The organism is Sporosarcina siberiensis (assembly GCF_042681925.1).
Classification (GTDB): domain Bacteria; phylum Bacillota; class Bacilli; order Bacillales_A; family Planococcaceae; genus Sporosarcina; species Sporosarcina siberiensis.
The window spans coordinates 145,697-162,171 of the sequence record NZ_JBHUGI010000004.1 but is presented as its reverse complement, the minus strand read 5'-3'; the positions used below and the strand labels follow the sequence as shown (position 1 = coordinate 162,171).

General features: G+C 40.2%; 15 protein-coding genes. 2 read left to right on the top strand and 13 right to left on the bottom strand.

Going from position 1 to position 16,475, the window contains the following annotated elements; genetic code table 11:
- Positions 1 to 607: 607 nt before the first annotated feature.
- Positions 608 to 1,933 (bottom strand): methyl-accepting chemotaxis protein, encoded by a 1,326-nt coding sequence (locus ACFSFY_RS02155; protein WP_381535529.1) that lies wholly within the window; start codon positions 1,931 to 1,933, stop codon positions 608 to 610.
- A gap of 1,098 nt (positions 1,934 to 3,031) precedes the next feature.
- On the opposite strand from ACFSFY_RS02155, the gene ACFSFY_RS02150 reads away from it, so the two are divergent.
- Positions 3,032 to 3,619 (top strand): hypothetical protein, encoded by a 588-nt coding sequence (locus ACFSFY_RS02150; protein WP_381535528.1) that lies wholly within the window; start codon positions 3,032 to 3,034, stop codon positions 3,617 to 3,619.
- 537 nt (positions 3,620 to 4,156) lie between these two features.
- On the opposite strand, the gene ACFSFY_RS02145 is transcribed toward ACFSFY_RS02150, so the two are convergent.
- Entirely contained in the window at positions 4,157 to 5,293 is a 1,137-nt protein-coding gene (locus ACFSFY_RS02145; protein ID WP_381535581.1) for an RNA-guided endonuclease InsQ/TnpB family protein, read from the bottom strand.
- A gap of 1,389 nt (positions 5,294 to 6,682) precedes the next feature.
- Here ACFSFY_RS02145 and ACFSFY_RS02140 point away from each other — a divergent pair.
- Positions 6,683 to 6,823, top strand: a complete 141-nt coding sequence (locus tag ACFSFY_RS02140) for a hypothetical protein (RefSeq protein WP_381535527.1) — start codon at positions 6,683 to 6,685, stop codon at positions 6,821 to 6,823.
- 289 nt (positions 6,824 to 7,112) lie between these two features.
- On the opposite strand, the gene ACFSFY_RS02135 is transcribed toward ACFSFY_RS02140, so the two are convergent.
- From ACFSFY_RS02135 to ACFSFY_RS02085, 11 genes are all read right to left on the bottom strand, one after another.
- The gene (locus ACFSFY_RS02135; RefSeq protein ID WP_381535526.1) at positions 7,113 to 8,939 is read right to left on the bottom strand and encodes a flagellin N-terminal helical domain-containing protein; all 1,827 of its coding nucleotides are present in this window, start codon (positions 8,937 to 8,939) and stop codon (positions 7,113 to 7,115) included.
- 344 nt (positions 8,940 to 9,283) lie between these two features.
- Complete coding sequence (gene csrA / locus ACFSFY_RS02130) at positions 9,284 to 9,502, bottom strand: carbon storage regulator CsrA (protein ID WP_381535525.1); 219 nt, start codon at positions 9,500 to 9,502, stop codon at positions 9,284 to 9,286.
- 3 nt (positions 9,503 to 9,505) lie between these two features.
- The gene (gene fliW / locus ACFSFY_RS02125; protein ID WP_381535524.1) at positions 9,506 to 9,955 is read right to left on the bottom strand and encodes a flagellar assembly protein FliW; all 450 of its coding nucleotides are present in this window, start codon (positions 9,953 to 9,955) and stop codon (positions 9,506 to 9,508) included.
- Between the two features lie 16 nt (positions 9,956 to 9,971).
- Positions 9,972 to 10,526 (bottom strand): DUF6470 family protein, encoded by a 555-nt coding sequence (locus ACFSFY_RS02120; RefSeq protein WP_381535523.1) that lies wholly within the window; start codon positions 10,524 to 10,526, stop codon positions 9,972 to 9,974.
- 158 nt (positions 10,527 to 10,684) lie between these two features.
- Positions 10,685 to 11,608 carry a flagellar hook-associated protein FlgL gene (flgL, locus tag ACFSFY_RS02115; protein WP_381535522.1) on the bottom strand — a complete coding sequence of 308 codons (924 nt, stop codon included), beginning with the start codon at positions 11,606 to 11,608 and terminating at the stop codon, positions 10,685 to 10,687.
- A 19-nt stretch (positions 11,609 to 11,627) separates the two neighbouring features.
- Positions 11,628 to 13,145 (bottom strand): flagellar hook-associated protein FlgK, encoded by a 1,518-nt coding sequence (gene flgK / locus ACFSFY_RS02110; RefSeq protein ID WP_381535521.1) that lies wholly within the window; start codon positions 13,143 to 13,145, stop codon positions 11,628 to 11,630.
- A gap of 12 nt (positions 13,146 to 13,157) precedes the next feature.
- Positions 13,158 to 13,655 (bottom strand): flagellar protein FlgN, encoded by a 498-nt coding sequence (locus ACFSFY_RS02105; RefSeq protein ID WP_381535520.1) that lies wholly within the window; start codon positions 13,653 to 13,655, stop codon positions 13,158 to 13,160.
- Between the two features lie 18 nt (positions 13,656 to 13,673).
- Positions 13,674 to 13,937, bottom strand: coding sequence for a flagellar biosynthesis anti-sigma factor FlgM (gene flgM, locus ACFSFY_RS02100; RefSeq protein WP_381535519.1), 264 nt, complete (start codon positions 13,935 to 13,937; stop codon positions 13,674 to 13,676).
- A gap of 110 nt (positions 13,938 to 14,047) precedes the next feature.
- Positions 14,048 to 14,470 (bottom strand): TIGR03826 family flagellar region protein, encoded by a 423-nt coding sequence (locus ACFSFY_RS02095; RefSeq protein WP_381535518.1) that lies wholly within the window; start codon positions 14,468 to 14,470, stop codon positions 14,048 to 14,050.
- Positions 14,471 to 14,498: 28 nt separating this feature from the next.
- Positions 14,499 to 15,104 carry a ComF family protein gene (locus ACFSFY_RS02090; RefSeq protein WP_381535517.1) on the bottom strand — a complete coding sequence of 202 codons (606 nt, stop codon included), beginning with the start codon at positions 15,102 to 15,104 and terminating at the stop codon, positions 14,499 to 14,501.
- Entirely contained in the window at positions 15,101 to 16,213 is a 1,113-nt protein-coding gene (locus tag ACFSFY_RS02085; protein WP_381535580.1) for an ATP-dependent helicase ComFA, read from the bottom strand. Before ACFSFY_RS02085 ends, ACFSFY_RS02090 begins: the two co-directional genes overlap by 4 nt.
- Positions 16,214 to 16,475 lie beyond the last annotated feature (262 nt).

The window sequence follows — 16,475 nt, the reverse complement described above, 5'->3', positions numbered from 1 at the left end:
GTTGGGGTAAATGAGGTAAATTCGTTGCAACAATTCCATTTTAAATTGCTCATTTCTTAAAATAAGAGCAATGGGTATAAGTGGGTTTATTAGACGTGCATAAAAAAGATAACGGATTGAATATTCGTCTTTGCATGATCAGACAGTGCAAAATGCACCCAATACGATAGCAAATTCAGTAGAAGACGAAATGCAAATTGCTCCTTATCTTCAAGGCTATTTGCCCTCAGCAATACCTTAAGAATTTAAGAGTATTAAAAAAAGAGATATTGTCGAGAGCTATCTCGACGTTGTGTCTGCCGTTCAATATTTAATTTCAAAAGGTTCCTGTGCATGAAACTTCAATACACTATTCAACCAATTGGATATACATACAAATACAATGAATTTTTCAGTATATACCGAATAAATATGTAATTGAAGCGTTTAGTTAGAACAATTTTGCGCACAGGTTCCAAAAATCTAGATACAAAAAAAGCGCGGCACAACGAAAAAATTCGATGTGCTGCACTGATTTCCATTCTGATGCGCTCCACTAATAACGAATAAAAAACCAATACTCGTTTGCTACACAGCGCCTGACACCCAGTAATGAAGGTTATTTCCATTAAGCCCTCATTTGCACCGCTTCACTATGTGTGTCATTAATATAATTTGCAATTTGGTCTTGTTCGTCCGTGAGTTCGATTAATGTGGCATTTAGTTCTTCTATCGCTGCCGTACTTTGTTCAATAATTGCAGCAAAGTCCACCGTTCGCTCTCGAATCGTTTCACTATCTGTAGCGATGACTTCGAAATCTACAATGAATTTGGATAGTTGCCTTTGCAGTTCCGTCATCGATACAAACAACTCATTAAATGATTGGCTTGAGTCATCCGCAACTTCAGTCTGCATCGCAACATGCTTTAATCCTTCGCCAAGTTTCAGTACAGCAAGCTCATTGTAGCGGTTCACATCAACTAAGTTCTCATCAATTTTCAAAAGTGTTTTATCTGTTAAGCCAGCCAATTTCCGAATTTCATCCGCAACAACTGAAAACCCTTTGCCGTGTTCACCCGCGCGCGCGGCTTCAATACTCGCATTCAGCGCAAGAAGATTCGTCTGATCCGTTATTTCTTTTATGGACCTTGCAAATGCATTCGTTTCGTTTATTTTGATAGATAGAACGGAAAAGGTTTCATTCAACTCGTTGAAAAACTCCCTAAATACATCGACACTGTCTTTCAAACGAGCTATCCTCGTCGTCCCTTCATCCGCTTTTTTCTCGGCTTCATTTGCTTGGATAACGACAAGCCCGAGTCCTTCGCCAATTTCTTGAACAGAGTTATGTGTTCGCTCTGTATTTGCTGCAATGTCTGAAATATGATCCGCCTGATGTTGGCTCCCCGAACTTACTTCTTCAACAGCTGCCAGCATTTCCTGTTGCGAAGTACTGGTAGTGTTTGTATTAATGCGAAGACGTTCCAGGTTGGATGTTATTTTCAACACTGCATGATCAAGCTTTAACGCATGCGCTTCCTCTTCAAGTGCTTTCGCAGTCGAAAGTTCTACCAGTTCTTCTACATGCTTAAATACGCGCCCATTTTGGCGAACAAGAAGAAAAAGTACAACCCCGGAAAGTAAATGAAGGATAACAAGATTCTTCCCACTTCCTTCAACGAGCTCCGGAGATGCAAAAAGGACATTATTCATAATCAGTGCTATAAAACTTAGAACGTAACCAAACACCATAATTCGCATCTGCCCGTGTATCGAACCGAGAACTAAGAGTAGTATAATGATTCCAATTGTTCCTAAATTCGCTTCCGAAAATAAAATGATCGATAGTGCAATGACAAAGTTAAGAATGAGCAAAATATAAGGTAAAAACCGTGCGATAATACTCACTTTTTTGCTAATAAAGTAAAGAGCTATTGCAAATACAAACGGCACAGCTACGCATACTTGAATAATTTAGGACGAACGAAGTACGACTTGAGCAATAAGACCAAGTCCCGCCTCAAGCGCAAATCCAATTGCCATAATGTTGTTTTTCTTAAGCCAATCTTCTTGCTTCAATTCATTGATATTCATTTTTTCTCTCCCTATGATGCTAACTTTACTATATTAGTATTGTATATAAAATATACCATCTACTTGTAATGTTTCATATAGGTGAAATTATCTAGCAATTTTATTATATTGGAAAAACATATGCACTAAGAACTATTCGATAAGTCAAAAAAGTATAACTCAAGGGTGCTATTGGTACAAACATCTTTTGTACCTTTATGATATAGACTTTTCTACAAGAGAAATAGGGCTACACCCCTTTCATAGTCCGCTTTGATGATATTGGACCGTCTTTCATTTATAAAGTTGTGGCAATACTTGGCATCCCTTATGGAAAATAGAACCGTCCTTAAAAAACCACAGTAAAATCCCGGTAGAGAACTATTCTCCACCGGGATTTTGGGTACCTATTATGTTAAATAGATAGTTGGAAAATGAAAAAACCCCTGTTTTCAGGGTATAGGAGAAGAACCAATCACAGAACTTCTGAAATGCCACCCCACTATAAAAGAGGAGATGAAAACATTAATTATACAATCATTAAATCCTATTCAAATCAAAAATAGAAGCTATTGGAATCGTTCGATAAGGGGTCCAGAGGCGGATATATACTTTATTGTAGAGGCGGACGCAGCTAAATATGTGAATGCAGCGATGATTTGTACGATTTACGGGAATATATTGAAGAGGCCCTGCGAGTTCGAAAAGGTGACCCAATATCCTCCAAGACTCGCTACGAGTGAATGGCTAGTTCTTACTCGGCGGGGTTCCCACCCGCTATATGTTGCAACCTAGGCTCGGTCGCTCTGCACAGGTACCTAACACTAAGTATATACCGAGTAAATATGTAATTATAGTGTATTATCAGAGTATTATCGTGCACAGGTACCTAAAATCTAAAGTTGTGTCCTCTTTAAAAATACATATGAATATTGATTGATTTGAGTTAATATAAGTTATGGGAATGGAGGTGAGAATATGAAGTTTGAAAAAATAGATGAAACGATTGTCTGTCATTTAGAATCTGGAAGATACTTCTTTATCAGCCCTAAAGATATTAGTACTGTTGCTTCCTTAGATTCTTCACGAATAAGAATTCATAGTCGAAAAAATGTGAATCACGTGATTTATATTGATGACAATAATCGCCAGTTAAAACTTAACCGTATTTTAGCAGGCTGCATCGGGGATAGTACTCTAGCTGTATTACCATCAAATGATAATCCAATTGATTTACGTTTCGAAAACTTAATGATAGAAAAATTGGGATTTAATAATGTTCCTGATTTCAACAAGAGAAAAACGGAACAAGCTGAATCCCTTCATGCTTTACCTAAGATAAAGCTTACAGAACAGCTTGCTTTATCAAAAAAAGTATTGAGTTCGGGGTCGGACCCAAACTCAATACAACCGAAACGCGGAAAAATCTCTCTAAATCCAATCAATGATAACATTGATGTGGTAGTCGAGGATTTTCATTTCACAATTAAAAAAGACAATCCATATCAAAATGCAAAAAACCTTTCAACTTTTCTCAAAGATAGTTTCGATGTAGTTTTAGAATAAAGCTCGCAAAGAACAAGTACAAGACTCACACAGAGTACAAATAATTATTTTTCCGTAATTGTTTAAAGAGTCAGTGTCACTCTGAATAATGCCTCTCCACTTTTTTCATCAAACTTGATAAGTGAGTTAAAAGAATCCTCTTAGCATCTATAGATGCTAAGAGGTTTCCAATATTGACTCAAAAAGGTACCCGTACATGAAAAAAACAAACAATCCAACCAATCATATATACATACATACAAATAAAAAGGATTCTTCTACATATATCGAATAAATATGTAATTTTATTGATAGTCAAGATTGTTTCACGCATAAGTATCTAACACTAATTCAGAATAGTAAAATCATCGTTATAGATTTCATTTCAAACGGTCTATCCTAGTCGGCCAACTGATTCTTACAAAAACCAAGAATCTTACAAATGCCCGGAAGTACAAATGCAATTCTGCTCCTTCCTTTTTGCCACGCTATAAATATAGTGTGATGGCTTTGCATTAGGGCAGGTTGACAGCTACCCGTCTCAATGAGTCATGCTCACTAGGACATAGCCTTTTGGCTATCAAGGTACTTCATTCCCTTGTAATATAAATTCATCGCAGCAATGCGATCATCGTTAGAAGTATATTCACATGACCGACAGCAAAATGTATGCATCTTCTTAATACGGTTAGCCTTTTCTGTATGACTACATTTCGGGCATTTCTGGCTCGTATATTTTGGATCAACTGCCACTATGTGCGCGCCTGCCCGTTCCACTTTATAGGTCAAAAACAGACGAAACTGGTGAAATGACCAAGACACCGTGAGATACCGATCTTTTTTTCTGACTCTTTCTGTAGCCTTCCGCACATTGGTTAAATCTTCGATAACGTATAAAGCTCCACTTCCATAACGGGTAACGAGTGCCTTTGTGACCTGATGATTAACATCACGCATCCAACGGTTTTCTCGTCGTCCAATGTGCTTCAGGCGTCTACGTGCAGAAGATGTCTGTTTCTTTTGAAGGGCTTTTCTAAGGCGCTGGTATTTAGCCCGCCTGTCTTTTATTTCACGTCCATTCACGAATGATGCTTTCTTACCATCGTAACCAACAGATAGAAAGTTGATACCCAGATCAATACCGATAATCTGTTGTATTTTCTCAGTTTCAATAGCATCAACTTCTTGTGACATCGAAAAACAAGCAAAGTAAGTTCCTTTTTTCAACAGTAAGGTCATCGTTTTGAACCGCCACGCTCCGTCAAAGAAATGGGACATGCCTTTGCGTTCAAATGAAATAACGATGCGTCCCTTTAAAGTTCCAAGAGATAACTTCCCGTCTTTTCGAACACTATAATCTCGGTTATATGAATAGACAAGTTCTGGCTTCTGAAAACGAATAGGCTTTACAATCGACTTACCGTTTGTTTTAAGCGCCTTATACTTCCCAGCCACACTTCGTGCGACATTACAGGCCATCTGGGCTTTAAGGTTAAAATTTCGGCGAACCATTTCATATGTTTCTTTCTGTAGAATATTAGCATTTGTGAGCCCCTTCTTAAAAGCGACTTGGGAAACTGCATTAAGCGCGTCCCGATTACTTTGTAGTGTATCGTATAATAACTGTTGTTCAATTTTATTAGTATAGAGCTTTACTTTTGCGACAATAATAATTTCCCGTTTCAATACAATCACCTCCAAGTTGAGCAGTTTCTTGATCATATTTGTAACTTACTGTTTCTCATAGTAACCAACATAAATAGAAACACTTGTTCTCTTTATTGTACACTGAATATTAGATTAAACAAATAAAGACTCCAATAATTTAGAGTCGTTCTATTAATAAGTTTTATTTTAATTTACGAAGTAATTGAGCTACCCCCGCATCCGTTGGTTTGATTGCATAAGCATCGCCTGTGCTGCTTAAGTTAAGATATCGTTCTTCGTGAAGTCCGTCATCCCATTTGTCATATCAACGCCCCTGATACGTTACTCAGCTGCAGTCAAACTTTCAAAATGATACCTAAAACTCAGCAGTCCATTTTATGGTTTGCTTTAATAATACAAAACAAAGAGAAAAATCCAATCCTCCAATTAAGAAAGACCGGATTTCCATAAAAAAGGTGCCTGTGCATGAAACTTCAATACATTATTCAACAAATTGAGTATTTATAAAATATTAGTAGATAAGCGTATAAGCTTTATTAAAATTTGTATTATTATGCATTCACGTTGAATAACCTGAATAGTTTTACGCACAGGTACCTGAAATTCTAGCATTTACGAAAAAAGTACTCAAGAAAACTTAAAGTATTGGAAAGTGCTTGAACTTTCAACAGATAAGTTACTATTCACGTTGGATTGGAGAGAGGGTCTGAATGTGATCGAATAAGAGGATTATTAGGGGCGAAACTTTAAACTTTGGGGTACCTGTGCATGAAACAACGACAAACAATTCAACTGATTGTATATACATACAAATACAAAAGGTTTTTCAGCATATACCGAATAAATATGTAATTGTAGTGTATAATCAGAATAGTTTCGTGCACAGGTACCTAACACTAATTGATATTCATTTTTTTCTCTCCCTATGATGCCGACTTTACTATATTAGTATTGTATATAAAATATACCATCTACTATTAACGTTTCATATAGGCGAAATTATATAGCAATTTTATTATATTGGAAAAACATATGCACTAAGAACTATTCGATAAGTCAAAAAAGTTTAACTCAAGGATGCTATTGGTACAAACACCTTTTGTACCTTTATGATATAGACTTTTCTACAAGAGAAATAGGGCTACACCCCTTTCATAGTCCGCTTTGATAATATTGGACTGTCTTTCATTTATGAAGTTGTGGCAATACTTGGCGTCCCTTACGGAAAGTAGAACTGTCCTTAAAAAACCACAGTAAAATCCCGGTAGAGAACTATTCTCCACCGGTACCATTGGGATTTTGGGTACCTATTATGTTAAATACATAGTTTGAAAATGAAAAAACCACTGTTTTCAGGGTATAGGAGAAGTACCAATCACAGAACTTCCGATATACCACCCCACTAAAAAAGAGGAGATGAAAACATTAATTATACAATCATTAAATCGTATTCAAGGGAAAAACGGAAGCTATTGGAATCGTTCGATAAGTATTCCAGAGGCGGATAAACACTGTATTGTAGAGGTTGACACAGCTCGAAAAGGTGCCTGTGCATGAAATCTCAATACACTATTCAAACAATTGTATATACATACAAATACAATGGGTTTTTCAGTATATACCGAATAAATATGTAATTGAAGCGTATAGTCAGAATAGTTTTATGCACAGGCACCTAAAATTTAGGCATTACTATTTGTATACAAGATAATAATATCTACTTGAAAGTGCAGTAAAAACAGATTCCATACAAAAACACCCCCCTAAGTCCCGAAAGACTCAAGAGGATTGCTTTAAAATATAAAATCCGGTCTTCCAATTAAGGAAAACCGGATTATTATTAATATTAACGAAGGAGTTGTAAAACACCCTGCGGTAATTGGTTTGCTTGCGCAAGCATTGCTTGTGAAGCTTGTGAAAGGATCGAGTTCTTTGTTTGTTCCATCATTTCTTTCGCCATGTCTACGTCACGGATACGAGATTCCACAGCAGTTAGGTTTTCGGAAGATGTGTTTAAGTTGTTGATTGTGTGCTCTAAACGGTTTTGGAATGCACCTAATTTAGAACGTTCGCTTGATACTGTCTCGATTGCTTTATTAATTTTTTCGATAGCAGCTGTGGCACTAGCATGAGATGAGACATCAAGAGCAGCCTCTTGATTAACTCTACTAGTTCCATCTGTTACAGTACTCTCTTTGGAAAATCCATCAGCTCCAGCTTTCCCAGTGATGCCTAAAGCTTCAGAACGCATATCAGCTATTGATATTGTCATACTTTGGCCTTTGTTTGCTCCTACTTGGAAAGTAGCTTCAAATTCTTTTTTCACAGCACCATCTTTAATTTCAAGTTTAGCATCTGTTCCAGTTGCTGTAGAAGTTACAGTCAGTTTTCCAGCTACTCCAGTAGTAATTACAGCACCCTCAACTTTATTACCGATTTGATCAGCAACTGCTTTTGAAAATGCATCTTGAATTGCTGAAGTATTAGCCGCAAAGTCTGTTGTTGTACCGGTAGCATCTGTTACAGCATCCAATGCTTTGCTGATATCAACACCTAATGCATCACCTTTATATGCACCATCGTTGACATTATAGAATTCCACTTTTGTTCCATTGATTTCGAATCCTTTACCAACTAAGTCTGTAAGTGCTTTAGCCGAAGCGGTCTTATCAATTGCATCGCCCGCAACATTATCTTTCACAATGCTTCCAAAGTCAATAACAGAAGTTGCTGCTACATTTGTTGTTGTTCCTACACCTGCAGTTGCTGTAAATTCAATATCTCCAGTCTCTTGAGCAAGAGAAATAGTACCTTTTGCTCCATCAAACGATTTACCATCAACTGCAGCGATTGTTACTTCATCGTCAATTACATTAGAAGAAAACTGACCTTTTAAAGTTTCATTAGTAGAAATAAAAGCATTAAGAGCAGTATTAATTGTACTTGCAGTTGTATCTAGTAGTGCTTGTGCCTTTGCAGCATCTGCAAGGGCTTGTTCACCTGGTTGTATATCATCTGCATCATTTGCTGTTGCTAAAGAAGCAGCTGCTGCTGCATCACCAGCATTTGTAATATTGGTAGCATCTTCTGCACTAAATGTATGGCTGAACTTTTCTCCACCTATATCCATAGATACTGTACTGCCTTCTGTTGCTGCAGTAGTTATCGTAACTTTTGCAGTAGCTTCTGACAAAATAGATGATCCTTCAGCAGTTGTATTACTTACAATTTCAGTTTTAGCTAAATCAACTCCGCCATCACCTTTTAATACACCTTGCGTATTGAATTCTGTAGTATTACCAATACGATTAATTTCAGTAGAAAGTTGGTTAATCTCTTTTTGAATTTCCCCACGGTCTACACCTACGTTTGTATCGTTAGCTGCTTGAGTAGCCAGTTCACGCATACGTTGAAGGATATCGTGTGTTTCATTAAGTGCACCTTCAGCAGTAGCAATCATTGAAATACCATCTTGTGAGTTTTTAGAAGCTTGATCCAACCCGCGAATCTGTCCACGCATTTTCTCGGAAATTGCAAGACCAGCCGCGTCATCCCCAGCTTTGTTAATACGCATACCTGAAGATAATTTCTCCATTGATTTACCTTGTGCTTGTGTAGCACTGTTCAACTGACGGTGTGTGTTAAGTGCTGCGATGTTGTGATTTATTCTCATTATAATTTCCTCCTTGAGTTTTGTTTGGTTCACGTCCTTGTGAACCGTTACATTTAGTGTTGCTCGCGGAGTAAGAGCCGGCCGAACTCTTAACTGCCGCTTACAATAGTTATATCGGATAGGCTGCATGGTAGTTTAGTAGTTTTCAAAAAACTTTTATATCTTTTTTTAAAAAGGTGCCAGTTGCTGTCACAATTGGGCCTACACGATGTAGGTCATGCAGTCGTTGCGACAGGACGTCGCGTATTTAGACTGCCTTCCCTACGAATGGATGTCAGTAACTGGCACCTGGAAGGATAAAATGCGTCGACTGCTGACACATGATGTGTGGTGCGATGGTATATTCACCCTTTTGGTATCTTAGAAAACAGCGACGCATCTAACGTGATCGCTTCCGTATTTGAATCCGATATCGACTGAACGAGTTCGCCTCTTAAGATGTCGACTGATTTTGGTGCTTCTATGCCGATTCGGACGGTGTCGCCTTTTACTTCTAGGATGCGGATTTCGATGTTGTCGCTGATTTGGATTGTTTCGCCTGGTTTACGGGAGAGTACGAGCACTATTTACGCCTTCCCTTCTGCTTGAGTCATTTGTGTGCCGATTGGGTGGCGTAGTGAAAATTTGATATCGTTTAGGATCATTTGTTTTGCTTTTCTAGTTTTGGATTGGAAGATGAGCGGTGCTTGTAGGTTCATTGTTGATGTTTCGATAGGTTCTTTCAATGAAAGAACTCCTAGGACGAAGACGTCTGTAGGTTGTTCAATTTCTAACAAGTCAATCGTTGGTTCGTCAATGTTGAACGAGTAGTCCACGGCAATTGTATATGGATTTGCGACGATGAATGCTACGTCGGATGTATGTATGGATTGGAGTACTGAGAACGATTTGTTTCCTTCTATTGGAAGGAGTGTGAATTCATTTTCTGTTTCGAATCCTGGAAGTCCTTTTGGAAAGGACCATGTTTGATCGGGTTCGATTGCAATTGTGCCGTGGAATTTTGTTTGGATTTGCATTGGGTTGACTCCTTTTTTAGTATTTAAAATCAATTTGAAGTGAGTTCCACTGTTCCATCTGGCCGGTTACTTTTCCTTGGTTGTAGTGGTGGATGGGTTTGTTGATTTGGACGTTATTAACGGCTTTTTGTGGTGTTATTTTAATATCGAGTGAGCCGGGTTGGAAGCTTGTTTGGATTTTCGTGCTGTTGCCGACGAAACGAATGCCGAGCTGCTTGGGTGGTGGTGTAGTATTTTGTTTAATGATTTCAACTATTGCGTTGCCGCCATTTTCGATAGCCGCAAGTTGTTGCCCCTCTTGTGCTCGTCTACCGATTCCTTCTTGTACACCTTGTTCACCATATTGCGCATTTTCGGCTATTCTTCTTGATGAACTTTTCAGATCCAGATCAGCACGCGCCTCAGTCGTGTCGATGGAAAGCTGCGGTTTTGTTGTGGACATTTCCAATATCGCGGCCGGTTGTTCTTGGGTGAGTGTTGCTTTAGGTTGTTCTATTTCCTGGGTTGGTTTGGTGATTTGAAGACCTAGGACCGCTCGTGTTGTTTGAATTTGGATTTGTGGGACGTTCATAGAAATCACCTTCCGTTCTATAGAAATAGGGTGCCAAGCACTGTCACTATCGGGTCCGCACAATGCGGATCATGCAGTCATTGCAACAGGACGTCGCGTACTTTGACTGCCTTCCTAGCGAATTGATGTCAGTGTTTGGCACCCGGTTCTTGTCTATCTTATCTCAAAAAGTCCACAAGCGATGGTTGAATAATTCGTGCGCCTACTGAAAGTGCGGCGCGGTGAATCGATTCTTGTGTAATCATTTCTGTAATTGTTTTTTCGTAGTCAATGTCTTCGTTTTCAGACATTTGTTTCTTGGCAGCAGCTTCTTGTGATTCTAAACGGTTCTCCATCATTTCTGCACGGTTTTGACGCGCACCGATGTCTGCCCGTGTTTCTAGAACACTATCTTGAGCCTTATTAATGTCCTTTAGGTGATTGGATATTTCTTCACCTGATTTACCGGCTTTAATTGTTGCGATTAAACCGCTCATTACATCGTCCAACTCTTTAAACAGCTTATAACCATTTGTGTTTACATTGAGTTCAACACCATCAAATACTTCGATTGTGATGTCTTTTTCAAATCCTTCTGCTGGAATTGTTCCCGGACTGACTGGCATAACTACTCCGCCAATTGTTTTATCACCTGCCGCATTTTCACCAAATAACGGACTGTCGGTTTTTGTCCCAGAAAACAAGTGTTTATCACCGACTTTAGTATTTGCAAGATCACGTACTTGTGCTTGAAGTTGTTCGATTTCCTTTAAAATCTTCAATCGATCGTCATGTGTTTTCGTGTCGTTTGCTGCATCTACCGTCAACTCTTGAACACGAATTAAAGCAGATCCCACTTTATCGAGTGCATCATCTGAACTATCAAGCCTGTTGTGGACTTCTCCCATATTGCGTTGGTACTGGGCTACTTTGTCTACTTGCATGCGGTAGCCCATGCCTTTCATGGCAACGACGGGGTCATCGGATGGCCGATTCACCTTTTTACCTGTATTGATTTGCTCTTGAAGTTTCCCCATTTTATAGTAACTTGTGGATAGGTTTCTAAGCATATTATTGGATAACATGGATTGTGTTATGCGCATTTAATGGTTAACCCCTTTCTTACCTACCTACGACTCCCATGCCGTTGATAATTTTATCGAGTGTTTCGTCGACAACTGTAATCATACGAGCAGATGCGTTGTATGCTTGTTGGAAGCGAATCATGTCAGTCATTTCTTCATCAAGTGAAACGGAACTTATGGATGCACGACGATTTTCAACTGCGCCTAATAGCGTCCCTGAGTTGACCATATTGTTTGCTGCTTGCCGGCCCTCTACACCTAGTCTTCCAATGACGCCTTGGTAGAAGGATTGGATAGTTGAACCTTCGAGTCCCACAGTAGTCAAAAATTGAACACCGGCAAGATTTTTCGCATTGTTCCCATTCCCAATCTCGCCATTACCAATCTTCTCTGCAGAGTCGGATGCGGCAAGTTTGTTTGGATCCTTCAACAAATCATCAGACACCTTAATGTTTTCAGCAGTAAATAGCCCAGCACTATCCTTAACGAAGAAATCCTTACCTTTCTCACCATTCAAATCTGTACCATTTTTATGCACATTATTAAATTCCACTGCGAACGCATTCGCCATTCTGTTTAAATCATTCATCATATTTGGGTACATGCCTTTAACTTCAGTACCCTCCATATATCCAAAAGATTCTACAAGGGACTTCATTTTCCCCGTATTCACCATATTTCCCACAGGAAGATCATTTGTACCAAAATTAAAACCCGCAACTGCACCATCTGGATTTCCATCAACTTGCTTGTAGGTTACCGACATTTCATTAAAACTAGTGCCTTTCAAAACTTCAATCGATCCATTATCTGTCTTAACTCTTATTACAATCGAACCTTCTGCAATTGCGGGTGCGCGACCACCGGAAGGATCATAACTTACTTCGATTGGCAGAATGGTTGAAAGCTGGTCTACCAATCGATCTCGTGCATCGTATAAATCATTTGGAAGATAGCCATTTGGTTCAACCTTCGCTATTTGTTCGTTGAGCTCTGTAATTTGTTGAAAAATCGCATTGACTTCATTCGTTGTAACACTAATTTCTTTCCCAAGATTCGTTTGTATGTCAGATAATGATTTATGCATGTGATTGAATGAGTCCGCTACTGCTTCACCTCTACGGACAACAACAGTTCGTGCGCCGGCATTTTCAGGATTCACCGCAAGATCATTTAAGGATGCCCAGAAATCACTTAGGGATTGCTGGAGTCCATATTCAGAAGGCTCTGCCAAAACGTCTTCCATTTGTGCTACAGCTTGCGATTTGGATTCCCAGTACCCAAGCTTATTGGATTCCTGTCTGTATTGCTGATCAACGAAACCGTCGCGAATTCTTTGAATCGATCCCGCTTGTACACCTGTTCCAAGAAATCCGGGCATTGTGCCGGCACCGAGTCCGACGCCTGGAAATCCTGCGGTTGCTTCCATGTTGACGCGTTGACGTGAGTAGCCAAGAGTGTTGGCATTACTGATGTTATGGCCTGTTGTATAGAGAGCGGTTTGTTGTGTGAAGAGTCCGCGTTTGCTTGTTTCGAGTCCCATGAATGTAGACACTGGTTGACCTCCTTAGGCTTTTGAGTCGAAGCTTCTTTCTCCGCTCGAATTCTTTGTTCCTGCGATTTCGTTTTTAGAGTAAGTTACGGATTCCATTTGTGGCCGGATCATGTCCAGCGATAGATTCACGAACTGAAGTGACTGGTAGGTCAACTTCTGATTGAGGTCGTTTTGTCCTTTCAAGTCATGAATCGCATGCAGGAGACGGTCCCTCGCCTCCTCAAGGCTTTGTCGTTCCACTTCCGGTGCGGCGTCTAGTATATTCGCCACAGTTGGGTTTAATGGCACAGATCGCCCTTGATCTTTTAAGTAGTTTGCCACAGCTGTTTGCCGACTTAGGTCCATTTGAGAGATTGCTGCCAAATGGGCTTGCTCGTCTTTTAAAAGTTGGTCGAGTCCTTCCATGTCCCCGCTCTTAAGGAGTGCCGTTTTGTCGTACGCGAGCCGTAGCAGACTTCTATGAAGTTTTTCTAGGTTGTCGAGTATCGTCAAAATCGTTGAATTGGACATAGGGTTTGTCATCTACTTTCAGTTCTTATAGTAGTTCATTAAGTTCTTAGCAATGGTTTCGGGATCTACTTTGTATGTCCCAGCGTCGACCTGAGCTTTAATTTCTTGTACACGTTCGTTTCGCTCCACAGAAAAAGAAGGGATTCCTGAGAGTTGTTTTGCTTCGTTTGAAATTTCGAGTTTATCGGTTTGTTTTTGTACTTTTGTTTCGGTCTTTTCCACTTTTTGCTGATTTGCTTTATATGGATTGACGGGCGGCATATTGAAGTTGTTTATTTTCATATTCCTCTCTCCTTTCGATTCGTTTGTTCATCTACTTCTTATTTCGGTTTAAATTCGCTAAAGTTAAGGGACTTTTGAATGAAAACATAATGCCCTTCAGAAGTTCTAGCTTAAGAACGTCCTGATTTTCTATCCGTATGATACGTGGCTACTTCATTTTTATCGACAGCTTCTCTAAATTCCACTGCCGCGTCAAAAGTCCGGATTTCGTTGTGAAGCTCTGTTGTGCATGATTCGCATAGCTTTCCTTTAATCGTTAGCTTGCCACATTTGTCGCACGGATATCCGAGATTCGGGAATAAAGCCGGTTGAAGTCTTCCTTTACGGACCCATTTATGCAGCAAATCTTCTGTGACACCTGTCACTTCAACTATTCGTTCAATCGTTGCTGCGCGGTTTTCACGTCTTCTTAGAAACTTATATACGTCTTCATATAATTTCTCTTCGTTCGTTGCACATTTCCCACATACATCACGAATACCCGTGTAGTTGAAAAAGCCCCCACATGTTGGGCAATCTTTTAATTCTCCCATTGTATCCATCTCCTAGTTCGGTTCTTGTTTAGGCACGGATCAACGTGACCGCTTCCACTCGTTCGGCTCCCGCTTCTTTTAAAACGGTAGCTGCATGGCGAAGTGTTGTGCCTGTTGTGTAAATATCATCTACAAGTATAACTGTTTTTTGTTCAATAGCGAGTGGGCCGATTAATTTAAAAAGAGGTTTCATTGTTAAACGCCCCGCTTTTGTTTTTTCGCCCATCACTTCGGTTCCTGTTTTTTCGAGCAAATGAACAAAAGGAACGCCTGCGCTGTTCAGCAGTTCATCTACCTGCGCAAAGGTCCGAACAATCCGCTTTTCTCTATGCATCGGAATGGGCACTATGACGGCATCTTTTGGCAGATGAACACGGAGTTCATTTGCAAAAACACTTGATAACGCTATGTCTTGTAGAAATTTGAATTGATGTAAGTAGTCCCGCATTGCTTCATTGTACGTGTACAGAGACGTCACTTTGTCCAGGACAGATGTATCCTCTTCCTTTATTTCGGCTCGTTGAAACTTTTTTGAACAGTCTTCGCAGATTATAGTTTGTTGGTCCAGTCCGAGGAGTGATTTCCATGACGGAGTGTCGGCGAGTCTTTTCGTACAAAGAAGGCATTCCTTCATATCGGGACGCCTCCTTTATTCAGCTGAAGGAATTCGTTTTTCGCATCGTCCATGGCGTATGTGATCCCGTGATGAAACAGAACAAAATCGCCGTCAGGAAACTCTCTGGAACGACCGACTCGACCTCCGATTTGAATGAGGGCCCCTTTGTTAAAAATGGGTTGTTCGGCTCCGACGACGGCAACTTGAACGTTTTCGATTGTAATGCCGCGTTCTAAAATGGTCGTTGTGAGAAGACCTGGAACTTCCTTGTTTCGTAGCTCTTGGACATGTTCTTTTCGATTTTCGTCGGACGCGTGGACGGCATGAATCGATGAATGGATTTTTTGGAAGATCGGCTCCGCCTTCTGCATGAGTTCGATGGAATGGAAGAAAATCAGGAATGGTTCTTTCTTCAGAAGACGTTGTTCAGTCCATTCCAGGAGTTTTTTCGGTAAACGTCCTTTTGAAATATGTCGCGAGTAATTCCATAATGGATTGTATCTCGGAATGGGTAATGGATAACCGTGGTAACGCCGGTTAATCGACGAAATACGACCTGTTTTTTGGATATCTGAGATGAGTTTGTCAGATGGGGTTGCTGTGACGGAATGAATGGGAGCGTTTGGTTTTGCGGATTTTCGGACGGCTTTTCTCAAGGTTTCGTCTGCCGTGTAAGGAAATGCATCGGCTTCATCGACAAAAATGACGTCAAATGCTTCGCGGAATCGGTACAGTTGATGGGTCGTTGCGAGGATAAGTTGTGCGGGTCCGCCGGGTTCGAGTTCAGCCCCACCGTATAACGCTTCGATGGAGGTCGTTGGAAATGCGGTGCGGAATCGTGGTTCGAGTTCAAGAATGACGTCGACTCGTGGAGCTGCGATGCATATGCGTTTTCCTTGAATGAGTTGCTGGTGAATCGGTTGGAATAAAATCTCGGTTTTCCCTGCTCCGCATACGGCATACACGAGATGAGGAATACCTTGTTCGGTGCTTTCTGAAAGCTCGTCGGAAGCCTTTTGTTGACGAGGGGTCAATGTTCCTTCCCATGCAAGTGCGTGTTTCATTGGAAATATCGGTTGTTCCCCTGCCCAATAAATGAGTTCTGTACAGGATGAAACACGTCCCATTTTCAAACAGTGCCTGCAGTAGGCACAGGGCCCCTCGCATTTAGCACAGTTGAATATTGTGAAACGGGACGGGTTGTCATTTTCACAACGATTGCACAGATGTTGTTGTTGGAAAACAGACTTTTTCGTCGTAATTCCACGAATGCAGTGAATGTCTCCCCTCTCAATATGTTCATTGATGAGTAGAGACGAAAAAGGGATGTGCTCCCGAAGCCAAATGCGGCCTGTTAGGAAATCCCTTACTTCGGATGAAACCGTTTGC